The 22,154-nt window shown below is 35.2% G+C and carries 20 protein-coding genes; 4 read left to right on the forward strand and 16 right to left on the reverse strand.

The window, feature by feature from the left end; genetic code table 11:
- Positions 1-22: 22 nt before the first annotated feature.
- From LS48_RS04300 to LS48_RS04310, 3 genes are read right to left on the reverse strand one after another with little or no spacing between them, the layout of a single operon-like run.
- Entirely contained in the window at positions 23-1,036 is a 1,014-nt protein-coding gene (locus LS48_RS04300) for a DNA adenine methylase (RefSeq protein WP_062620295.1), read from the reverse strand.
- On the reverse strand, positions 1,033-1,677 hold the full coding sequence (locus LS48_RS04305; protein ID WP_062620297.1) for a hypothetical protein: 645 nt from the start codon (positions 1,675-1,677) through the stop codon (positions 1,033-1,035). The genes LS48_RS04300 and LS48_RS04305 overlap by 4 nt, the downstream gene beginning before the upstream one ends.
- Positions 1,674-2,627, reverse strand: a complete 954-nt coding sequence (locus tag LS48_RS04310) for a DUF6427 family protein (protein WP_062620299.1) — start codon at positions 2,625-2,627, stop codon at positions 1,674-1,676. The genes LS48_RS04305 and LS48_RS04310 overlap by 4 nt, the downstream gene beginning before the upstream one ends.
- A gap of 41 nt (positions 2,628-2,668) precedes the next feature.
- On the opposite strand from LS48_RS04310, the gene LS48_RS04315 reads away from it, so the two are divergent.
- A complete protein-coding gene (locus LS48_RS04315; protein ID WP_045080426.1) occupies positions 2,669-2,896 on the forward strand; it encodes a DUF6341 family protein in 228 nt (75 codons plus the stop codon).
- Between the two features lie 5 nt (positions 2,897-2,901).
- On the opposite strand, the gene purD is transcribed toward LS48_RS04315, so the two are convergent.
- On the reverse strand, positions 2,902-4,176 hold the full coding sequence (gene purD / locus LS48_RS04320) for a phosphoribosylamine--glycine ligase (RefSeq protein ID WP_062620300.1): 1,275 nt from the start codon (positions 4,174-4,176) through the stop codon (positions 2,902-2,904).
- 119 nt (positions 4,177-4,295) lie between these two features.
- On the opposite strand from purD, the gene LS48_RS04325 reads away from it, so the two are divergent.
- From LS48_RS04325 to LS48_RS04335, 3 genes are read left to right on the forward strand one after another with little or no spacing between them, the layout of a single operon-like run.
- Positions 4,296-5,606, forward strand: a complete 1,311-nt coding sequence (locus LS48_RS04325; RefSeq protein ID WP_062620303.1) for a phenylacetate--CoA ligase family protein — start codon at positions 4,296-4,298, stop codon at positions 5,604-5,606.
- A 10-nt stretch (positions 5,607-5,616) separates the two neighbouring features.
- Complete coding sequence (gene wecB, locus LS48_RS04330) at positions 5,617-6,711, forward strand: non-hydrolyzing UDP-N-acetylglucosamine 2-epimerase (RefSeq protein ID WP_062620304.1); 1,095 nt, start codon at positions 5,617-5,619, stop codon at positions 6,709-6,711.
- Positions 6,704-7,864: a glycosyltransferase family 4 protein gene (locus LS48_RS04335; RefSeq protein WP_062620306.1), complete on the forward strand. Its 1,161-nt coding sequence runs from the start codon at positions 6,704-6,706 to the stop codon at positions 7,862-7,864. Before wecB ends, LS48_RS04335 begins: the two co-directional genes overlap by 8 nt.
- On the opposite strand, the gene LS48_RS04340 is transcribed toward LS48_RS04335, so the two are convergent.
- From LS48_RS04340 to LS48_RS04395, 12 genes are all read right to left on the reverse strand, one after another.
- Positions 7,861-9,213 (reverse strand): exopolysaccharide biosynthesis polyprenyl glycosylphosphotransferase, encoded by a 1,353-nt coding sequence (locus LS48_RS04340; RefSeq protein ID WP_062620308.1) that lies wholly within the window; start codon positions 9,211-9,213, stop codon positions 7,861-7,863. The two genes, LS48_RS04335 and LS48_RS04340, sit on opposite strands and share 4 nt — an antisense overlap.
- 7 nt (positions 9,214-9,220) lie before the next feature.
- Positions 9,221-10,207, reverse strand: a complete 987-nt coding sequence (locus LS48_RS04345) for a UDP-glucuronic acid decarboxylase family protein (RefSeq protein ID WP_062620311.1) — start codon at positions 10,205-10,207, stop codon at positions 9,221-9,223.
- A gap of 82 nt (positions 10,208-10,289) precedes the next feature.
- Positions 10,290-11,603, reverse strand: coding sequence for a UDP-glucose dehydrogenase family protein (locus tag LS48_RS04350; protein WP_062620312.1), 1,314 nt, complete (start codon positions 11,601-11,603; stop codon positions 10,290-10,292).
- A gap of 77 nt (positions 11,604-11,680) precedes the next feature.
- Positions 11,681-12,904 carry an O-antigen ligase family protein gene (locus LS48_RS04355; RefSeq protein WP_062620314.1) on the reverse strand — a complete coding sequence of 408 codons (1,224 nt, stop codon included), beginning with the start codon at positions 12,902-12,904 and terminating at the stop codon, positions 11,681-11,683.
- 97 nt (positions 12,905-13,001) lie between these two features.
- Complete coding sequence (locus tag LS48_RS04360) at positions 13,002-14,135, reverse strand: glycosyltransferase (protein WP_235811008.1); 1,134 nt, start codon at positions 14,133-14,135, stop codon at positions 13,002-13,004.
- Between the two features lie 133 nt (positions 14,136-14,268).
- Positions 14,269-15,972 (reverse strand): alginate O-acetyltransferase AlgX-related protein, encoded by a 1,704-nt coding sequence (locus LS48_RS04365; protein ID WP_062620316.1) that lies wholly within the window; start codon positions 15,970-15,972, stop codon positions 14,269-14,271.
- Between the two features lie 112 nt (positions 15,973-16,084).
- A complete protein-coding gene (locus tag LS48_RS04370) occupies positions 16,085-17,152 on the reverse strand; it encodes an MBOAT family O-acyltransferase (RefSeq protein WP_062620318.1) in 1,068 nt (355 codons plus the stop codon).
- A complete protein-coding gene (locus LS48_RS15435; protein ID WP_062620320.1) occupies positions 17,103-17,402 on the reverse strand; it encodes a hypothetical protein in 300 nt (99 codons plus the stop codon). Before LS48_RS15435 ends, LS48_RS04370 begins: the two co-directional genes overlap by 50 nt.
- Entirely contained in the window at positions 17,403-18,635 is a 1,233-nt protein-coding gene (locus LS48_RS04380; protein ID WP_062620322.1) for an O-antigen ligase family protein, read from the reverse strand. It abuts the gene before it with no gap.
- Positions 18,610-19,176 carry a DUF6418 domain-containing protein gene (locus LS48_RS15520; protein WP_204376465.1) on the reverse strand — a complete coding sequence of 189 codons (567 nt, stop codon included), beginning with the start codon at positions 19,174-19,176 and terminating at the stop codon, positions 18,610-18,612. Before LS48_RS15520 ends, LS48_RS04380 begins: the two co-directional genes overlap by 26 nt.
- A 716-nt stretch (positions 19,177-19,892) precedes the next feature.
- Positions 19,893-20,918 (reverse strand): polysialyltransferase family glycosyltransferase, encoded by a 1,026-nt coding sequence (locus LS48_RS04390; RefSeq protein ID WP_062620326.1) that lies wholly within the window; start codon positions 20,916-20,918, stop codon positions 19,893-19,895.
- A gap of 3 nt (positions 20,919-20,921) precedes the next feature.
- Positions 20,922-22,154 carry a lipopolysaccharide biosynthesis protein gene (locus tag LS48_RS04395; protein ID WP_078056370.1) on the reverse strand — a complete coding sequence of 411 codons (1,233 nt, stop codon included), beginning with the start codon at positions 22,152-22,154 and terminating at the stop codon, positions 20,922-20,924.

Below are 22,154 nucleotides of genomic sequence, written 5' to 3' on the forward strand. Positions count from 1 at the left end.
TTTGGCTCCGCTCAGACACCGATCATTGAGCGGAGCCGAAATGCTTTTCTAAAATGTGCAAATACTCAAAAGTTTCGGTGGCTTTGTGGTTTCGGTTTTCGGTTTTATCTGCTTTAAAACGTTGGTATTTTTTGGTTTTCAACGTGTATTTCCCGAAACGCTCCATTACCCTTTGCACTTCCTTTTGGCCCATCAATCCTTCGTTGTTGTAACTCAGAAAAATGTATGGAAACTGTGCATTTTCAATCAATTCCTCAAAACTTTTAAGGACTTCCCCGGTCCTGCACCAATCACTTTTATAATAATCGCGCAGGCCGGTTTTGCCCTTAGGTACAAAGGTATCATATTTTGCGATAGTATTCAGTAAATGATAATTGGCGCCATATTGCCTTGCGTTGTAGGGCGGGTCCAGATAGAGAATATCGCCTTTAATTTTCTTTATAAGCACATTGCTGTCCTGTTGAAATACTTGATGCGAATTTTCCGTTTGCTGAAAAACAGCGGGTTTTACGACAAGTTTTTTTGCTGCGGAAGCCTTTATGTGTTTTAAATAAGCGCCATAAACCGAAGCCGTGTTCGCAACCTTATCGGCACTTTCCAAAAGTGAAGCGAGCAAAAAGAAATACTGGTCTTCCGTGATCTTTGAGGTTTTTTTCCAAGCTTCAATTTGAATCCGAATCGCATCAATTTTCTGTCCGTTATCTAAAGTAAAATAGTTTCTTCCAGCTTTTCCTCCTTCGGAATAATTTTCAAAAATGAAGCCTTTTTTTCCGCTCAGCGAATTCAATTCATTTATGAATTCTTCGTAATCAAAAGCAATATGATTACCGATGTAGTTTCGGTTCAGCACATAGCTGTAATATTCCACATCATTGGCTATCACTTGTTTTACGTGTGGTTTAAAGTTTCTGCCTACGATTCCAGTTCCTGCAAAAAGGTCGCAAAATGTTTTTTGCGAAAGGTCATTTCCGCAGGTTTCGGTTACCGTTTCAAAAATGAAGGAGGAGAGTTTGTGTTTGGAGCCTATGTAATTCATTTGGAAACCCAGATAATATCGCTTAAAGTTTGCTGTCCGTCAACAAAAGTAAATGATTGCAACTGTTCCGGCCGGAAAGTAGCAATATATTTTTGAATAGCATTTTTTAGCAAACCGATTTCAGCCTTCAATTTCCAATGTTCGCCATTTTCAGTATAAACCACAATGAATAGACGGTTTTTGAAATGGTGCCGCTTTTGGGCGCTTTGATTTTTGTAGAGCCATTCTATCAATTCATTTTTATGATTTTGGGCGTATTCAAAGGTTTTGTTGAAGTGTTTTGGAAAGACGGAGGTTTTATGGTCAAAGGGAATTCCGAAGAGATAAAAATCCTTTTCGGAATCTTTGGTTTGGGCTACCATTTTTATATTTTCAGTTTCAGAAAAAATATGTTCCACCGCCACGGCGCTCCAGAAATTGTACCAGCGATTGGCGGCGTAATTGAACAAACTTCGTTTATCGAGTTTATGTTCTGCAATTGCCTGCTTCATTCTCAAAATTAACTCCGCCCACTCCTGTGTGCTGTAAATAAAGTTGGTATAGCGGTCCCATTTATCATTTTGCTTTTGGCCCCAACTGTAATGGTACGGAAGCCTGCGCATTAGTTCTTTTTCAATATTTTCGAGATTCACCGCAATCATAAAAACAGAAATACAAACGGCAAAATCACAACCAACCACAGCATGATTTCCTTAAACCAAAATTCGGCCATATCCTTTTCCCGATATTGTTCCTTTTCGGGGCTTTCAATATAATTGGCACTTACTATCGCAACGGGCGCCATAATAAAAAACAGCTCAGCCCCAGTCTTTTCAGGAGCTCCCAGTGCTATGAACAGAGTGGTAAAACTTACATACAGCAGCAAAAGGTGGTTGGGTCTTTCCTTTAACGACAACTTCGAGATTCTTAAAATTCGATATACAGCGGTCCAAATATAAAATGCGAGTATAATGGTGACGGGAACCAAAATGGCAGCCGAATTATAGGCTGAAAAGTCAAAACCAACCTCATCCTTCCAGTTCAAAAACCAGGAAAACGTATCGGTTGCAAGCATTTGGTACGCTGTATTTATGACAAAAACCGCCAAAAATCCCGTGATGGGAACCAGCATTTGTTTATAGGTAGAATTGGGCTTCTGCACGATGGCAATCCACAGTGGAACGAAGAGTAATAGACTCCAAAAATAAAACAGGGAAGCCAGGGTAATCCAAATGCTGGCGTCGAGAATTTTTTTTTCTGAATTCTTATCGCTTCGCAAACTCATCAAGCGGCGCAAAGCCAACAAAAGGAAGGCGTTTGCCAATATTATTTTATGCTGAAGAAATATTACCGGCAACATGGTAAGAAAACAGGTGAAGAAAAATATGGCGTAGGTATTGTTTTGGGTGAGATGGTTTTTTCTGATTATAAAATCCAACAGCAACATAATCAGCACGCTGAAAATGACGAAAGCAGAATGGGTAAGCAAGAGGGAAGGCGTGATAAATATTTCGCTGTGCGATATTGCACCCAATAAATAACCTGCAATTATAAAAACACCGAGAATTAAATAGTTAATGGGGTTAGATTTTCCAAAAAAGCTTGTCAGCATACGGGGTATTTTTATATTTTTGCCTTCTAAAGATTAAAGATATGACTTGGAAAGGTTTTTGGGAAGGAATAGCTTCCCTTTTTGAAGATTTTCTTTTTATTCCCTACGATGCCTTGATGAAGCTTGAGCTTGACAGCTGGTGGCTTGCCAATATTTTTTCGTGGATATTTTTGTTGATTGGTGCGGCAGCCTTCATATATTGGCTAGGTAAACTTCGAGACTATAACGAAAATACTGAGGTTACCTACACGTACGACGAAAATCCGTAATTTAATTATAGGTCAAAACCTATATCACTACGATATTGCATCCTGTCAAAAGATAGTTTTTCTATATTTTGATAGGATTTTTTTAGCGCCTTTCTGAAATCATCATCCAAGGAAGTTATAGCCAAAACACGGCCGCCATTGGTAAGAATTTTATCGTTTTTTTCAAGCTTTGTGCCCGCGTGAAATACAATGGAGCCTTCCACATTTTCCAAACCTGAAATTTCCTTTCCTTTTTCGTAAGCTTCGGGATAGCCTCCGGAAACCAGCATGACGGTAGTTGCGGCCCGAGCGTCAATTTCAATATTGAAATTGCCCAAGTTTTGACAGTAGGTAGCTTCCAACAAATCAACCAAATCGGTTTTAATGCGCGGTAAAACAACCTCCGTCTCGGGGTCTCCCATCCGCACGTTGTATTCTATCACGTAGGGTTCGTTATCCACTTTTATTAAACCTATAAAAACAAAGCCTTTATAATCTATTTTTTCTTCGGAAAGACCGTCCACGGTTGGTTTCACGATTCGGTCCTCAATTTTTTTCATCAAAACTCCATCTGCAAATGGTACTGGGGAAATGGCGCCCATTCCACCAGTATTCAAGCCCGTATCACCTTCGCCGATGCGTTTATAGTCTTTTGCCGTGGGAAGGATTTTGTAATTTTTTCCATCGGTAAGTACAAAAACGCTCAACTCAATTCCGTCCAAAAATTCCTCGATTACCACTTTGGAACTCGCTTCGCCGAACTTGCTGTGCGTAAGCATGTTTTCGAGCTCCTGTTTGGCTTCGCTTAAATCCTTTAAAATCAAAACTCCTTTTCCAGCGGCCAATCCGTCTGCTTTTAAAACATAGGGTGGATTCAAATTTTCCAAAAATGCTTTTCCAGCTTCCAGTGATTCCACAGTAAAACTCTCATAGGCTGCCGTGGGGATGTTGTGCTGCATCATAAATTCCTTAGCGCGCTGTTTACTGCCTTCCAGCAAAGCGCCGCGTTTAGAAGGACCTATAAGCATTACATTTTGCAATTCCGAAGTTTCAGTAAAATAATCAGCAATGCCGTGTACCAAGGGGTCTTCGGGACCAACAATAACCATTTCAATATTATTTTCAACAACGCATTTTTTCACCGCCCCAAAATCGGTTACCTTTAAATCCACATTTGTTGCAATGGAAGCAGTTCCGGCATTTCCGGGCGCTACAAAAAGTTTTTCGCAGCGGTTGCTTTCTGAAATTTTATATGCAAAAGTATGTTCGCGGCCACCGGAACCAAGGATGAGAATATTCATAATTGAGATGTTTTGTTTCGGTGTCAAAAATAATTGTTTGTACCTTGAACCGCTAATTTATTTGAAGCGAATTTGACTTTGCGAATTTTTAGGTTTCAACTTAAATTGAAAAACATCTTTTGAGACTATTCGATATTTCCCTTTTTCTGAAACGTTTCCCTATTAAAAGGGCCAAGGAAGAATTGCTTCAAATTTCCAAAATAAATGAAACAGACTACGAAGCATTTTTGAAAGCGAAAAGGGCTGAAATTGCAACCTATCATTTAAAAAATAACTCTTTTTATCGCCAGAAAGTGAAGGGCGATTTTTCAACTTGGGAATCGCTGCCTATTTTGAAAAAAGCAGATTATCAAATTCCGCTGAAGGAGCGACTTTCAAAGGGTTTTTCGGAAAAAAATGTTTACACAAACAAAACCTCGGGCTCCAGTGGCAATCCCATCCGTTTTGCGAAGGACAAGTACAGCCACGCCATTACGTGGGCTTACCACATGGAGCGGTTTGGGTGGTACGGCATAGATTTCAACAGTTCGTTGCAGGCGCGTTATTACGGAATTCCTTTGGATACCGTTGAAAATAAAACGGTGCGGATGAAGGACTTTTTGGCCAAACGGCATCGGTTTTCAATAAATGACCTTTCGGAAAAGGCTCTCGATGAAATGTTGAAAGTCTATAAACAAAAACCTTTTGAGTACATTAACGGCTATACCAGTAGCATTGTGCTCTTTGCGAAATATTTGAAGGAAAAGAACACAATCTTAAAAAATGTCTGTCCAACGCTGAAGGTGTGTATCGTTACATCCGAAATGCTTTTTGAGGTTGATAAAATTTTGCTTGAAAACCAGTTGGGCGTTCCAATTGTGAATGAGTACGGCTGCTCGGAAGCCGGAGTAATTGCCTTTACCAACCCTTACGGCGAATGGGAAGTGGATTCCAAAACACTTTTTGTGGAGATATTGGACGAAGCCGATAAGCCGTTGCCATTGGGCGAAGAAGGACGCATTGTGATAACTTCGCTGCACAACAAAGCGCATCCGTTTATCCGTTATGAAATTGGCGATTACGGTTCACTGAGCGAAAAAAGCACTTTTAAAAAGCCAATTCTTAAAAAACTGACCGGAAGAACAAATGATTTCGCAATCCTGCCAAGCGGAAAAAAAGCTGCTGGAATGACTTTTTATGTGATTACCAAAAAAATAATGGAGGAAAGCGGGAATATTCAGGAGTTTAAAGTAATTCAAACAAAGATTGATACTTTTGAAATAAACTATGTGAGCAAAGAAAAGTTAACCGAAGAAAAGAAGCAATCCATAGCACAAACAGTTACGCAGTTTTTAGAACCGGGATTAACTTTTAGCTTCCAAAGAAAAGAACAGTTGGACAGAACTGCAAGTGGTAAATTGAAACAGTTTGTTTCGTTGGTTGAACGTTAAAATATTAAATATGAAAATTACTATTGTTGCAGGCGCAAGACCCAATTTTATGAAAATCTCTCCAATTATCCGCGCAATAGAAAATCTAAGTACTTCGAATAAACCTATAAGCTACAGATTAATACATACTGGGCAACATTATGATCCTAATTTAAGCGACACCTTTTTTGAGGAATTACAAATACCGCATCCTCATAAAAATTTCAATATAAAAAGTGGTTCACAAGCCGAACAAACTGCGGGTATTATGATAGCTTTTGAAAAAGAGTTGGTAGAAAATAGACCTGACTTTGTAATGGTTGTAGGAGATGTAACCTCTACAATGTCTTGTGCAATTGCCGCTAAAAAAGCGAATATTTCTTTAATTCATATTGAAGCTGGAATTCGAAGTGGCGATATAACAATGCCCGAAGAAATAAATAGAATGGTAACCGATAGTATTACGGATTATTTTTTCACTACATCGGAAATTGCAAATCAAAATTTAATAAGATCCGGCCATTTAAAAGAGAATATTTTTTTCGTGGGAAATGTAATGATCGACACCCTGTTGCAAAATATAAATCGAATTAAAAAACCAGCTTTTTGGGACGATTTAAATTTAGCGCCAAAAAAATATTATTTGCTAACACTCCACCGACCCTCAAATGTGGATGAAGCCGGTTCATTTATTGAATTATTGAACGATATATCGGCACATGCCGGTGATGTGCCTATTGTTTTTCCAGTACATCCGCGAACACAACAAATTTTGCAGGAAACGAGAAATGAATTTCCAAATTACCATTTCGTTAAACCGCAAGGGTATTTAAATTTCATCTACTTATTGAAAAATTCCAACGCTATTTTAACCGATTCTGGAGGTATAACCGAAGAGGCCTCTATTTTGAATATTCCGTGCATAACTTTTAGAAATTCAACAGAGCGACCAGAAACCTGCAGTTTGGGGACTAATATGCTGGTAGGAAATGATAAGATTAAAATTTCCGAAGCATTTCAAAAACTCAAAAATTTGAAGTGGCCAAACAGCAAAACTATTCCATTATGGGATGGAATGGCATCAGATAGGATTATTTCCATCTTATTAAAAATTCATTATGCGTAATGAAATTTTACTCATAACCAACTATTTTCCTCCTGAAAAGGGTGCAGCGTCCAATAGGATGTCCAGCCTTGCAGAGGCATTGGGAAACGATGGTTTCGAGGTTACAGTTGTGTGTCCCTTGCCAAATTATCCAACTGGTAACGTTTTTCAGGAATACAGAGGTAAAATCTTTACAACGGAAAACACCTCCTTCGGAAAAATAAAACGATTGTGGATTTGGCCCAGCAATTCTGCCAACAAATTTGTGAGGTTGCTCTCTATGATTTCTTTTTCGCTCAGCTTGATTTTATTCTTTATTTTTTCAAAAACCCCTAAAAAAATATTTATCCAATATTCCCCGGTATTTGTGGGATTTACCGCGGTTTGTTTGGGGAAATTGTTTTCCAAAAAAATAATCCTGAATGTTTCAGACCTTTGGCCTTTGGCTGGTTTGGAAATGGGGCTTTTAGAAAAAGGAGCTTATTATTCCCTTTTGCAAAAGATGGAAAAGTTCTGTTACAAAAATGCCAATATAATTGTTGGTCAATCAGAAGAGATTCTTCAGCATATTTCAAGTTATGTAGGTAAGCCTACTTTTATATATCGAAATGTTCCAAAATTCGATCCTCCGCTAATCAAAAAAATAGAGTCTTCCAATGAAATTAAAATCGTTTATGCAGGTTTATTGGGAGTTGCGCAGGGAATTTTTGAAATATGCCAACGAATCTCTTTTTCCGAAAATGTGAGCCTGCATATTTATGGTGCAGGGCCCGAAACGGAAAAAATTCTAAAGTTAAAGAAAGAGAATATTCACTTTTACGGTGAATTGGGCAGAGATGAACTGCACAGGGAATTGCAAAATTATGACATTGCATTTATTCCTTTAATAAAACGAATTTACGGTTCCGTGCCCTCAAAAATATTTGAATATACACGCTTGGGGTTACCTGTTCTTTATGCAGCGGGTGGAGAAGGCGGGGAAATCGTAAAAAAGGAATCTTTGGGCTGGGTTGTTCCAGTAAATAATTTGAAGGCGTTGCAGGATTTTATAAATACCGTTTCCGTAACGGACTTAAAACTTTTTCCGAAAGAGGATGTCCAACGGAATTCGGTTTCTGCTTTTGATTTCCACAAACAGTTTGAGCGCTTTACTACTTCAATTGAAAATATTTAATAGGCTTTTTCCTCTCCACGAAGTGCGTTGTAGATGGTTTGGAATACAATTTTAATATCAAGGAAGAGGCTCCAGTTTTCGAGATAAAAAATATCATATTTAACCCTGTTAATAATATGGTTGTCATCTTCAACCTCGCCTCTAAAACCGCTGACTTGCGCCAATCCCGTAATCCCTGGTTTGATAAAATGGCGAACCATAAATTTATCGATGCGCTCAGCGTACATATGTGTATGGCTCACCATATGCGGCCTTGGGCCTACAACAGACATTTCGCCTTTTAGCACGTTAATAAACTGTGGCAGTTCATCAATACTCGTTTTTCTAATGATTTTTCCTACCCGTGTTACGCGTTCATCCCCTTTTCTTATTTGTTCCAGATGCGCCATTGGATTTGGTCTCATGGAGCGGAATTTATAGCAATAAAACTCCTTATAATCTAGCCCGTTTCTTTTTTGTTTGAAGAATACAGGCCCTTTTGATTCTAATTTAATTAACAATCCAAGAATTGGCGTAAGCCAAGATAAAAGACCTACAATAACAAAGAGCGAAAGCATTATATCAAAACTTCGTTTTAAGAACTTATTAAAAGGCTCATCCATAGGAATTTTTCGCATTGAAAGTATGGGAAGTACTCCGTAGTATGTAAAGTCCAGTTTTTTACTATATATTTCCTTATTATCTGGAAGAAATTTTAAGACCTTGAGGTTGTTGTCAACAAAATCAATAAGCTTTAATAAATCTTTGTTATTGATTTCGGCCACGGAAGAGTATACCTCATCTATTTCTTCTTTCAGAATATAGTCCATACATTCTTCTATGGTAACTTTATTAGGGCCTTTTAAATCAAAGGTTTTATAAAGTTTATAGCCATAAACCGGATTAGTAGTAAAAAATTTTCGTAGCTGATCTGTTTTTTGGTTTAGACCTAAAATTACTACTCTGCGCACATTGCCCCCTAAATGTAAGCGGTATCTTTTAAGAAGAAAATAAATCCCCAGTTTTACAATAGTAATGCATAATATTACTAGAAGTATGTATTTAAAAATTGTGGATGCAGCTGTTGTCAATTCATTATAAAAACCGAAAAATGAAAAAACAATCAAAAGAAAAACAATGCTCTGCTTGCCTATTAGTGATATTATTTTTGATAAGTGCGTAAAACGATAAATCTCATAAAATCCTGAACGTAAAGAGAGTATCAGCCAAGCAATGGTTAAAAAAACAACATAATTAAAATAGGGAAAGGGTTGGTTGAAAAATTCAAAAGCAAAAAAATGGATAAAGAAGAGATCTATTCCGTATGAAATAGGCCTAAGAAATCCTGAATATCTTCCACTTCTAAACATTTAATTATCACCTATTATGCTTTGAAAAGTCTTTGTGTTCACTTTTAAAAAGTTCTTCTTTTGAAAGATTTTTAAAATACTCAAATGTTTTCTTCATTCCTTCTTCCCTGGAAATTTTAGGTTCCCATCCCAATATTTCTTTGGCTTTTGTAATATCTGGTTCTCGTTGCATGGGATCGTCCTGCGGCAGGGGCTTAAAAACAATCTTTTGTTCGGTTCCAGTTAATTTTACAATTTCTTTTGCAAAATCAAGAATGGTAATTTCCTCTGGGTTGCCTATATTTACTGGAAGCGTATAATCGCTTAATAACAAGCGGTATAATCCTTCCACTTCATCATCTACATAACAGAAGGAACGTGTTTGCATACCATCTCCAAAAACTGTGAGATCCTCTCCACGTAAAGCTTGTCCAATAAATGCCGGTATAACACGCCCGTCATTAAGGCGCATGCGTGGCCCATATGTATTAAAAATTCGGGCTATCCGGGTTTCTACTCCATGAAATCTATGATACGCCATGGTAATAGATTCCTGAAAACGTTTTGCTTCGTCATAAACCCCACGAGGACCAATAGTATTTACGTTTCCATAATACTCTTCTGTTTGTGGATGTATAAGTGGGTCTCCGTAGACTTCAGAGGTGGAGGCAATAAGTATTCTTGCATTTTTTTCCCTTGCCAATCCAAGAAGGTTGTGTGTTCCCAACGAACCTACCTTTAAAGTTTGGATGGGTATTTTTAAATAATCTATTGGACTTGCTGGGGAAGCAAAATGAAGAATGTAATCAACCTTGCCTGGGATGTGTACAAATTTTGTAACATCATGGTGGTAGAATTCAAACTCCGGTAATTTAAAAAGATGCTGTATATTTTTTAAATCTCCGGTAATTAGGTTATCCATTGCGATAACCTCATAATCCTCAGAAATAAATTTATCGCAAAGGTGAGAGCCCAAAAAGCCAGCCCCGCCTGTGATTAATACACGTTTTTTCATCCTTAAAAAATATTTGAAAAATAGGAAGATGTAATGCCTAAACTTTCATCTTCGTTAAATTTATAATTGTCTAAAAGGCATTTCATAAATTAGTTGCTTTTCTTCCGATAGAAATATAGGTGAACCCTTCTGCTTCAATCTCATTTACATTGTATAAGTTTCTTCCATCGAAAATTATAGGCTGTTTTAAAAGCTGATTCAGTTTTGAAAAGTTTGGGGTTCTAAAAATGCTCCATTCGGTACAGATTAAAAGTGCGTCAGCATTTTCCAATGCAGCATACATAGATTCGGAATAATTCAACTTATTTCCAAAGCGCTTTTCAATATTTGGCATGGCTTCGGGATCAAAAACCTGAAGTTTTGCCCCCTTTGCAAGTAAGGCTTCCATCATATCAATGGAAGGCGCTTCGCGAATATCATCTGTTTCAGGTTTAAATGCCAATCCCCAAATGGCAATGTTTTTTCCTTTCAAGTCATTTTTGAAATAACTCTCAATTTTTGGAAGCAAGATGGTTTTTTGGGCCGAATTAATTTCTATTACTGAATTTAAAATCTTGAAATCATAGTCTACGTCTTTTCCAGCTTTTTGAAGTGCCTTAACATCTTTAGGGAAGCAAGAGCCCCCATAGCCGATTCCGGGGAAGAGGAAACGCTTGCCAATACGGCTGTCGGTTCCCATACCGGCGCGAACCATATCGACATCGGCACCCACTTTTTCGCAATAATTGGCGATTTCGTTCATAAAGGTAATTTTGGTGGCCAAAAATGAATTTGCCGCATATTTTGTAAGCTCTGCAGATTTTTCGTCCATTATAATTATAGGGTTTCCAGAACGTACAAAGGGACTGTAAAGCTTTTTCATTAGTGCGGTCGCTCTTTCACTACTGGAGCCCACAACAATGCGTTCGGGCTTTAAAAAATCATCCACAGCAAAACCCTCGCGCAGGAATTCTGGGTTGGAAACAACGTCAAATTCACAGGAAGCATTTTTAGCAATTACACTGTGAACTTTTTCGGCAGTGCCCACAGGGACCGTGCTTTTATCTACGATTACTTTATATTCCTTTATTTTTTTTCCAATTTCTTCGGAAACGTTCAAAACATAGGAAAGATCTGCCGAACCGTCTTCATCTTCCGGCGTTGGCAATGCCAGAAATATAATATCGCCATGGTCCAATCCTTCTTCCAGCGAAGTTGTAAATTTTAGGCGGTTTGCTTTAATGTTTCGTTCAAAAAGTACGTCGAGATGGGGCTCATAAATGGGCACGATGCCATTGCGCATTTTTTCAACTTTCGCTTTGTCTATATCTACACAAATTACTTCATTGCCTGTTTCCGCCAAACAAGTTCCTGTTACAAGGCCTACATAACCCGTTCCTATTACTGAAATTTTCATTTATCCTTTACTCTCTTTTAACTACCCATACAGGTGTTTTTATTAATAATTCGCAAAAGTACAATTTGCAAACCTTTTTATACCTTTTTTATAGTGTTGTTTTCTGACGATTTGCCACTTGTAATCAATACAATTAATATAAAGCCAACATAATAAGCCCCTATTTGCCTATGAAATACATTTTCTACCATAGAGTACATTATAAGGATTGCCAGCAATGCCGTGGGCAGAAATTGTTTTCTGTTAATAAAAAAACTTGCGAAAATAAATGTTAGAAAAATCAATAGCGCTATAAAACCTGCGCCTAAATAAAAATCCAAAAATTGGTTATGTGTATTGTACCTTTCTGCAACAAATCTATTTCTTTTTGTTGGGTCTGACAGTTGGTTACTATAACAGGTTACAAGTTCATCTTTTGTTTTGTCGAATCCTAGCCCTGTAAGTATAAAACCTTTTTGTTCAATAATATTTTGTGCGCATTGCCATACTATCGATCGCAATTCATAGGTCAATGAGTTTTCAATAAAGGCCGGCGCATTTTTGTGTTTTTCTCTTGGGTTATGCTGAAAGCCCTTTTCAGATTTAAGAAGAAGGAATAATCCTATAATTGCTGCAGCTGTGGTAAGTACAATAGCAATCTTCCAAATTTTCCGTTGCCCATAAAATTGCTTTAGTGCCAACAACACCAAAAGACATATAATGGCTATCTTTGAGTTTATCAACACTATGAAGAGCAAGTTCACAAAAATATTGACCAAGTAATAATTGTTGTTGGGGTGATATTTTTTTTTAATTTCCTGAAAGGAAATTAAAATGCTGAAAGTGCTAAGTAGACCTAAGTACAGCCTATCTATCAACAGCGACTCTACTACTTGCGGAGAATCACCCAAAGCAAAATTTCCGGTAGCATCAGTAATTAAAACAAAATTATATACCGAAAAAACAATGGCGGCGAGCGAGGTAAATATTATAGCTCTGTTAATCTTTTTTACGTCTGCCACTGGAATATAAAGAATGGCAAGCCCTGCGGCTATCATCACTTTTTTGATGATGTTGAAATCCTCTGGCAATCTTCCGCTAATAAATGAATCGATACAGAGATAGGCTAATAGGCCCACAAAAAGTATTAAGGGAAGTGATTTCAGTTTCTTGAAATCTTCTTTTTTTACAACAAACGGAAAGGCAAGTACCAGAATTGCCACGAGAATGTTGGGCAATGCTCGAATATAATTATCAAAAGGAATAATGAGGTAAAGCAGCAAAAATGCGTAAGGGTATATGGCGGACAGCAGTATCCTCATTATTTTAAGTTCTGATTTCTAAATATTAGGGGAAGATAAAAAACTATCCATTAATAAACTTGCCCCTTAGCTATTTAGTTTTTAAAAAATCGATAGCTCAAGACTTTTTCTCCGTCTCTGTTTTATATATGCTTTCCAGGGTGTGAATTGTATTTCTAATGTTGAAGTACTCATTAAAAAGTTTTAGTGAGTTTTCTTCAAATAGCTCACGTTTATTGTCGTCCTCCAGCAATTCTAAAATTGCCTTTGAAAACTGGCTGCTGTTTTCTTCTTTAATAACAAATCCATTTTTGTTTTCAACAATTAAATCACGATTCCCATCTGCGTCAGAAACCACACAAGCCTTTCCAAGGGCTAGTGCTTCAATAACAGAATATGGCAAACCTTCATATCTCGCTGTGGATATATATATTTTTGAATTCTTGATTATGTTGAAAATATCTTCACGCTTGGTCCACTCCAATAATGTAATGTTTGAATCTAAATTATATTTTGAAATGAGTGATTTTACTTGTTCTAAATTTGGAGCATGATAACCCACGCCCATTAACACCAAGTGTATATTTGGTTTTTTTTCTTTAAGCTCTCGTAAAACCTCGATCATCAATTCAATGTTTTTTTGAAAGGACGGCCTTCCTACCGAACAGATATATTCATCTGGCCACGTTTTTTCAATGCTTAAATTTGGAATTTCAGTTATTGCATTTATGCAATTATTGAAGAGCAATACTCTTTCTTTATTATAGCCCACTTCATTTAAAGCTCTGTTTTTTTCAGAATTGGAAGACGCCAGAATTTTATTATTCCATCTTGAAAGAAACTTTTCCAGACCCAAAAAAACATTTTTTTTGAGTTTACTTTCAGCACTTAGAAAAGAATATGCTTGTGGAGTGTGTAATACGGGTATATTGTTCATCTTTCCCACAATTTTGCCAATAACGCCACCTTTTGCACTGTGTGCATGGATTAAAGCTGGAGCTTCGCTTTTTATAATTTTATTTGCCGTTGCTATTGCCTTATAATCCTTAACCGGTTTTATATCCCGAATTATGGAAATGGGGTAATTCTTTACAGGAATGCTTTTATCGTTAAGAAATGGTTCATTGTTATCGGAATCACCATGGATAACGATGGAATCAAACTTTTCTGAATCTATGTTGGCCAATATCAATCGTAACGAAACATCTACACCACCTACTGCATGGAGAATATGAATTATTTTAGTTTTCAAAATGTATAGATGTTTAAAATTTAGAATAATGCCGCAAAAGTAAAAAAACAAACTTAAAATATTGAGATGGTGATTTTTTAAATTCTTGATAAATGTGAAGCGAAAATTAACCATAATTAATCTCCCAATTCATTCAATTAAATTTCGGGAAATGTTTGTATATAAATCGTTCCACGGGAATTTCAATAATAATGTCGGGATTTATCTTATCTACCATAGCTTGGTTATAGGAATCACGCAGATATATAACTTCATTAAAATGAAGCGAGAAGAAACCTACAATGTTATCACTAAAAGAATCTCCAAAAAATAAGACTCTTTGTTTATTATCGATATTCTCGTTTAGAGTATGTATTGCTAAGCGAGGAAGGTCTTCAACTTCAAGTCTTTTAAAAGTATCTTCTTTATTCAATACCTCGAATAATGGTCTGCTTTCATCATAACCGTATATTTTTTCAGTTCCCATTAGTTTGGTTAGGTCACCGAATGTTTGATTAGTGTATCTTATAGAAAAGTCATTTTTGGATAATGGCTGTATTCCTAAATCTTGATAGTACTCAAAAAATGATTTATAGGTTTCATAAGCACCTTCGTTATTCCAGTGAGTGTCAAGTTTCAAATAGAGCAAGGAGTTTTTCTTGGCATTTAAAAGTTGTTCTGTAGGATCAAAAAAATCAAAATTCTTTTTGGCAAGAGCGACTTTTAGTTGTGTTGCCAATGAGATGGTATCCTTAATCTGTATTTTCATGGCCTTAGGCAGATATTCGTAATATATCGTTTCCTTATTGGGGAAAAAACCAAAATAATATTTTATGCCTTTGTTAAACAATGCCTCTTTCCGCTCGGTAAAAGTTTTTACTACCATCCCCAAACGATCGGGTGGGAGAAGATTTCTCTTTGAATAACTCACATAACTCTCCTGTGTATTATTGAAAAGAAATTTATTTTTTCCAAAAAGAACTTTATCAGGAAATGGTGATGCGCGAAATATATTGGTTTTTAGCGATGTATGCATGCTGATTAAAGCATCCCTAAAAATAAAATTATCATTATAGTATTCCTCATATTCAGAAAAAAATTCTTTTGAAAATCGATATTCTGGTTTTTCCTTCAATTTTCTATTTTCAATTTTTGAAATGGATTCTTTTTTTTTAAAAGGGTTTAAAACAAGTGGGGTAAAAAGTATAAAGACAAAAACACCTATTAAAGATATCCTGGCAATCGTTCTTTTAGAATAATTAAAAGTAAAATTGAATATTAGATAATAGAGAAATACGCAAAAGATAAAAACAATTGCTATAGCAAATATATTAGACAGAAAATTTCTATTAACTGAAAGAAGTTTATCAATTTCTTCAAAGCTACCAGTATAAATTAAAAATGGATCATATTTTCCATTTATAGGGCTCGTTAAAAATTTTTGATTTTCAAATTTAACGTTTTCATTAGTGGTGAATAAGGATTGTATATTCTTATAAATATCAACTTTATTATTTGAGGCCTGAAAAGTAATAGAGGAGATATAAATAGGTTTTTGATTGTGATTACTACTTATGTCTAGGCGCAATCCACTAAGTTTCTCATCTGATAAAGGAAGTGTAAATTTAATCTCTTGTTCGTTCGTATTGCCAATTATCTTATAATTAATAGATCTATTTTCTGTGAAGGTGGAGTCTTTACCAAAAGTATAAAACAACTGAACTCTATCAGAGAAAGAATATTGAGCTTTTATTAAAATGCTAAGAGGGGTAGCCTTTTTTTCCAATATAGTCCAAATGGTATAGGCTCCTATATATAAAAATATAAGGAAGAATACTATTTTTATTAATTTTTTCATCGTCAATTCTAAAATCTAAAATATATAAAAGGATTATAATTGGACTGAAGCAATTCAAAGATGGTATAAACAAACAAGCCTATATGTATTAAATATGTCAAAATATGGCTATTTAAAAAATTCCATTTAAAACCCATTTTTTTATTCGTTCACGAACTGGCATAGAAAAAAGAATTCCTAAAAAGATTATAAGTAATGTGTAGTAGTTAAGATATACTAAGACATAATTATCAACACCTGAAGAAAAATCAAACAGATGTCCAATAAATTGAATAGCATATTCTAAAGTATCAGATCTGAATAAAACCCATCCAATTAATACTACAAGCAATAAGTATAGGTGATTTAAAAACCTTAAATATACGGGCAACTGTATTTTAAAACTTCTTTCTATTAATAAAAAACTCCCATGAAATAAGCCCCAAACAACAAAACTCCAACTAGCCCCATGCCATAAACCAGTTATAAAAAATACAATTATTAAATTTATGTAAGTTCTCAATTTAGAACCTCTACTTCCTCCTAGTGGAATATACAAATAATCACGGAACCAAGTGGATAAAGATATATGCCAACGTCTCCAAAATTCCTTTACAGATGTTGATTTATAGGGATGCATGAAATTTTCTTTTATATTGAATCCAAACATTCTGCCCAACCCAATGGCCATATCAGAATAACCTGAAAAGTCAAAATAAATTTGAAGAGAATAACATATTATCGCTACCCACGATACTGATGTCCCTAAGTCTGCAGCTGGAATTGCAAAAGCTTTATCAGCAATCAATCCCACGTTGTTTGCAATAATTACCTTTTTGGCAAGGCCACGGATAAATTTTAAAATACCTTCTGAAAAGTCTTCACGATCAACTGTCCTACTCTTTATTTCTTTATAAATATCTTCATAGCGAACAATTGGGCCTGCTATCAATTGTGGAAAAAGTGAAATGTAAAGCCCTAGATCCAAAAGGTTTTTCTGAGCTGGCACCGTCTTACGGTAAACATCCACTAAATATGAAATGCTTTGAAATGTAAAAAAAGATATTCCTATGGGAAGTAAAATTGTATCTTCAGAAATAGAAAATTCAAAGTCTAGAGAATGTAAATTATTTAAAATGAATGTAAAATACTTATAGTAAATTAAAATGCTCAGATTGATTGCAATACCAATTAAAAGCATTACCCCCCCCCCCCCATTTTTTTCTAAAATGATTATTTAAGGGAAATTCTGTATTTATTAAAAGTCCAAAAACATAATTTAAACAAATCGAAAAAATCATTATTACAACCATGTCCCCCTCTCCCCAAGCATAAAAAACGAGACTGGCGACAAGAAGGAAGATATTGCGTAATTTATTTTGCAACAAAAAATAAATGCCTAAAACCAAAGGAAGAAAGGCAAAAAGAAATATTAATGAATTAAATAGCATTTAGGAATTGGTTTTATTTTTTATCTGACGTATTGTAGAATCATAGGCTTCCAAAGAAATAAAAAAACAAAAATAAAACACCCCTTGTTGTAATTCTAAATAGCTTTCTGTAATCATCGAAATTAGCATCACTACAGTTATTAGAAATGCTGACAGGTTTTTTGCCTTTACTGATTTCAGGAATAGATATAGGAACACAAAAAATAACCATAAGCCTCCTATGATACCATATTGCAATATGCTAGACAGAAACTGATTGTGCGAGTGATAATTGGGTGGAATATCATAACCCTTTGTTTGATTGACAGCAGCTAGAGGTCTTTTTTCAACTCCGGCACCCTGTCCTAAAATTGGTCGTTCTGCAATCAATTCTATGCTGGAAGACCAAATCTTTTCACGTAATCCCATTTTATGGTATTTCGCACCGATTTCCGATACCTGATTTTCCGTATTAAAACCTATTTTGTCGAGTGTATCATAAAACTTATCGTTGGCATACCGGCTCTGACTCACTAATAGCAAAGATGTAAAAACCGTTGAAGCAACAATTACAAGCGTTTTCCAGTTCAATAATGATTTAATGTTGAAAAAGAAATAGATTGTAACTATCAACAGGTAAATGAAGAGTCCGAGACGAACACTGAAAAGAACAATGATTACTAAAAAAAGGATTGCCGTAAGAAGTTTTAAATTCTTCTTAAAATCCCCAAATAAAAGAAGAATTAGTGCCGTATTCAAATACATTGCATCCTCGGGCATGTACTTATGATACATGGAGTCTTGAACAAAATTATACCAGTGGCTTATGTCATAATTTACTATGTAATTATAGCCTAAATTCAAGAGAGAAAAAACAGAAAAAGCGATCATTGCAAAAACAAAAATCTTTTTTCCAAGTTTCAGCAATTTTTCAGTAGGATTAAGAAGTAGAAACATTATGGGAATTAATACAAAAGCTAAAAGCTTTGAGAGCTTTTTTAAACTCTCTGGAAAATCCTGACTATATAAAAGACTTATTACAGCAATAATATAATAGGCCATTAAAAGCCATAATCCTTTTTTCTCTTTAAATATTTTAAAAAACTCTTTTTGGGAATTAAAAAGAAGTGCTAAAAATATAGTAATGACCAACATGATTGACCCAAAAATATCCTCAAAGGGAAGAACGGCAATAAATCCAAGGAAGCTATATCCAGCAATATTGTCTTTAGATATTCTGAAGCTGTTCATCATATTTCTTTTTTCTTAGATAAACATACATACCATATAAAAAGAGAAAGAAGATGGTAAAATATAATTTATAAAAATAACCCATTACAAACGCATAAATTGTCCAGTTAAATAATTGATAAGCGATAATGGAAAGAACCATTGCTCCCTTAACCATTAGTTCTTTTAACATCCAACCCAAAAGTGCAAGAAATACTATCGTTAGGAACGTATGAAATACTAATCCAATAGATAATGGAAAGATTTTAAATAGAATTCCCGGATAGGCATTGGTAAAATTATAGCCGCCTTCTTCATTGGCGCTAATAACCATTTTTCGGTCTTTTGCAAAATCATCCATCATAACCCGCATACCGTACAAAAGATCAGCAGGATTGAAGGATTTGGGCGCTTCATTTTTTACCACATATCTGTCTGTAGCTCCCCAAAACAAGTGTCCTTGGAGGCCGAATATTCTATACAACATTGCTTCATTGGGATCATATATTTTTATGTTGGCAAATGGATTGGTCTCTTCATATTTATTATATGTAATCGTGTACATAATTGATACTAGAATACCCCCTACGATAAACAATGGCACTAGAGCACGTTTTATATAAACTTTTAGGTTATTCCTATAATAGAAAACCAATGGCAATAAGAATGAATAGGAACCCTGCAGTATAGGCGAAAACTTTTGGCCAATCATAAAGTTATATCCAAAAAAAACAAAGAGCATAAATACAGAAAACTTCTTGAATTTAGGGAATAGCAAACCAATGGCAAAGGGAACAAACATAGCTGTATTTCCAAAAAGACTATTTAAAAATGGAAACCGGGATGTGGACCAAAAAGTAAATCGAGTAACCGAAGAGTCCAAGATCGGCAAGGGCGATAAGACTGCATTTATCAGAAGTAAAGTTAGCGGTAGAACTATCATTGCTAGTACTACAATAAGTTCAACATTTCTACCTTTATAACTAAATTGGAATACAGGCAGCCTTTTTTCATTAAAGGACTTAAAGGCCATCGCTATAATGACGAAAGTCAATATAAAATAGAGCACACACAGAATGGTAGCTCCTGTGAAGAAACTAAACCTTCCTTGCTCATTAATGTAAATTCCCTGCTCAATATAAATAAGTGACGGGATAACACTAAAAGCCTGAAAAAACACAAGCCCATATAAAAAAGATAGCAGAAAGCTCTTCTTGACATAATAATATGTGAAAAGCACAAATAGCAAGGCAAACAGGAGGTTGATAAAAAGTCCCATGGTTATAACTTGTCTTTATTTAAAAACTGAAACCCCAAACTCTTAAAAAGTGGAACCAATTCGTCATTTTTTAACGGGTTTACCAGAAACAATACTTTATTTTTTTTTGGGTCTTCAATTTTTGAATATATGTTAATAAGTGTACTAGAATCAAATCCTGCAACGTATCGCGAATGCAACTCTTCAAAGTATAAAGTTTCGGATGTCTTTTCAGACTTTAAAAAAACGAATTTCTTTTCTGAAAAAACAGTCTCAAAGAACGCTTCAGATAATTGCCTGCCATTTCTATGAGGCTTATAATATACAGTCTCTATCTCTTTATAAAAAGGCTGTCTTTTCAATTGCTCTAAAAATTGTTTAAGGGCATTTTCAAAAAAACTCTGTCCAAGCAGCGTCCCGTAAGATTCTTGCCCGATAATATAAAGTGAATTTTTAAACCCGGATAAAGATATCTTGTCCACAGGAAGCTGCTTTGCATTTTTATTTATAAAAGCGTGTTTTGGCAGCGTTAAAAACTGAGAAATTACATGTTCATATTCAGCTCCAGAGGAATGGCCCCTATATTTTTTAAATGGAATGCCGTGGAGTTGAGAAATGTTTTGTTTTAAAAGAAATTTTAATTTTGAAATATTATTTAAAGAATGATCATAATAATTTAATGTGCCATCCTCCACTACAACAGCTTTTGTATTCTTTCCAAAGCTCAAAAACAGATAATTCGTTAAAACGTCCTCTATATAGGAAACATATAAAATAATAGGTTCGTTTTTCAAAGAAGATATATGTCCGATCATCTTCTTATAGGAACGTATTTTAGAGTTAATTGCAGCAACTTGATTAAAAGCAGAATCTGCATTATTATTGAAGGATTGTTCGGCCATTATAACCCTATCCCATTTGAAGGAATCATAAATTAAGCCAGATCCAGCCAAAAGTATTCGCTCGCCCTCTCCTACCATACCGTTATCAATAAGGTTTTCAAAATTTTGAACATGGTGTTGACCAAGGGCCACGAATAAATTCTTCATTTTCTATATTTTCTTTTTAACAGCGCGTTTCCTTAGTACAAAGATTGTAATTCCTGTGATTAAAAATGCTATTCCAGCACCTATAATCCCAAACAAATAACTGAATAGAAAGGTGGATATCACATTAATAACACTGGAAATTAATACAATTTGCAATAATTTTTTCTCTTGGTGCTTAATATATAAATAGGAATGATATATAAGAGAAACATTCATTAAAAATGTTGCTGCGTTCAGCAATATTATCAACGGCCAATATTGTGCAAAGGAATCTTTTCCTTGCCACAACAGTATAGGATATATTAAAATAATTACAGCCAAAAATGCTACTGCCGAATGGCGAATAAGCAAATTCTTAAACCGCAATAGCTTTGACTCAAAAGTATGATTAGTTGAGCTTTCTATTAAATCGGGTAACTCATAAGAAACCACAACCGTGCTTATATAAATTCCTATGACCATGGAAATATTTGAATAAAATGAAAAAATACCCGCTGAAGCTTCGTCCAAGACTCCTTCCACGATGTATCGGTTAGAATACTCTATAACTTTTAGTGCAAGGGTTGCGGTATAAAAAATTAAGCTCACCTTTAATCCGGTTGTTAACCAGTGTTTTTTAAATCTAATCTTGGCAATATGGTTCCTTATAGATTGATTGAACCAAAGTAGGGTTACCAAAAGAATTGCGCCGTTAAACAAAAGCCAGGTAAAGAGTATATATTCTAGAGAGATTGTTTTTTTCAAGATTACAATTTGAAATAATACCCAGATTGTCCAGCCAGCCACTCTCAGGAACAAAAACCAGTTAGCCACCAAAACTTTCTTAAAGGCCAATAGTAAGCGATATATTTCTTGATTTAAATGTTCTGAAATACCAATAAAAATTATGAGTGTTGTGTATTGGGCAAGATAATCTACTTGATCAAAAATCAAATATCCTACAATGATAAAAGCAACATAAATAATCCCATAAAATATAAATGAGGTCGCAACCTTTGAGGCTCTATCATTGGGTTTGAGTAATATATCGCGAATAGCATAATTGTAAAAATCAAATCCTAGTACAAATATGGCGATGGTTACGGTAGTTGATAATAGTGAGTAGACGCCATAGACAGATTCATCAAAATATTTTGACAAGTAAGTGAATATCAAAAATTTGGATCCCATTGCGGACATCCTAAGGAAAAGAGACCCAGCCTTATTTAATGGCAATTTTGACAAAGTAACCTGCAT

It is taken from the genome of Aequorivita aquimaris, from assembly GCF_001573155.1.
Classification (GTDB): domain Bacteria; phylum Bacteroidota; class Bacteroidia; order Flavobacteriales; family Flavobacteriaceae; genus Aequorivita; species Aequorivita aquimaris.

What these genes read in the sequence shown, in the direction of transcription:
- LS48_RS04300 (WP_062620295.1), bottom strand. Translation starts at nt 1,036, where the DNA reads ATGAATTACATAGGCTCCAAACACAAACTCTCCTCCTTCATTTTTGAA.
- LS48_RS04305 (WP_062620297.1), bottom strand. Translation starts at nt 1,677, where the DNA reads ATGATTGCGGTGAATCTCGAAAATATTGAAAAAGAACTAATGCGCAGG.
- LS48_RS04310 (WP_062620299.1), bottom strand. Translation starts at nt 2,627, where the DNA reads ATGCTGACAAGCTTTTTTGGAAAATCTAACCCCATTAACTATTTAATT.
- LS48_RS04315 (WP_045080426.1), top strand. Translation starts at nt 2,669, where the DNA reads ATGACTTGGAAAGGTTTTTGGGAAGGAATAGCTTCCCTTTTTGAAGAT.
- purD (WP_062620300.1), bottom strand. Translation starts at nt 4,176, where the DNA reads ATGAATATTCTCATCCTTGGTTCCGGTGGCCGCGAACATACTTTTGCA.
- wecB (WP_062620304.1), top strand. Translation starts at nt 5,617, where the DNA reads ATGAAAATTACTATTGTTGCAGGCGCAAGACCCAATTTTATGAAAATC.
- LS48_RS04335 (WP_062620306.1), top strand. Translation starts at nt 6,704, where the DNA reads ATGCGTAATGAAATTTTACTCATAACCAACTATTTTCCTCCTGAAAAG.
- LS48_RS04340 (WP_062620308.1), bottom strand. Translation starts at nt 9,213, where the DNA reads ATGTTTAGAAGTGGAAGATATTCAGGATTTCTTAGGCCTATTTCATAC.
- LS48_RS04345 (WP_062620311.1), bottom strand. Translation starts at nt 10,207, where the DNA reads ATGAAAAAACGTGTATTAATCACAGGCGGGGCTGGCTTTTTGGGCTCT.
- LS48_RS04350 (WP_062620312.1), bottom strand. Translation starts at nt 11,603, where the DNA reads ATGAAAATTTCAGTAATAGGAACGGGTTATGTAGGCCTTGTAACAGGA.
- LS48_RS04355 (WP_062620314.1), bottom strand. Translation starts at nt 12,904, where the DNA reads ATGAGGATACTGCTGTCCGCCATATACCCTTACGCATTTTTGCTGCTT.
- LS48_RS04365 (WP_062620316.1), bottom strand. Translation starts at nt 15,972, where the DNA reads ATGAAAAAATTAATAAAAATAGTATTCTTCCTTATATTTTTATATATA.
- LS48_RS04370 (WP_062620318.1), bottom strand. Translation starts at nt 17,152, where the DNA reads ATGCTTTTAATTGGTATTGCAATCAATCTGAGCATTTTAATTTACTAT.
- LS48_RS15435 (WP_062620320.1), bottom strand. Translation starts at nt 17,402, where the DNA reads ATGCTATTTAATTCATTAATATTTCTTTTTGCCTTTCTTCCTTTGGTT.
- LS48_RS04380 (WP_062620322.1), bottom strand. Translation starts at nt 18,635, where the DNA reads ATGATGAACAGCTTCAGAATATCTAAAGACAATATTGCTGGATATAGC.
- LS48_RS15520 (WP_204376465.1), bottom strand. Translation starts at nt 19,176, where the DNA reads ATGTACACGATTACATATAATAAATATGAAGAGACCAATCCATTTGCC.
- LS48_RS04390 (WP_062620326.1), bottom strand. Translation starts at nt 20,918, where the DNA reads ATGAAGAATTTATTCGTGGCCCTTGGTCAACACCATGTTCAAAATTTT.
- LS48_RS04395 (WP_078056370.1), bottom strand. Translation starts at nt 22,154, where the DNA reads ATGCAGGTTACTTTGTCAAAATTGCCATTAAATAAGGCTGGGTCTCTT.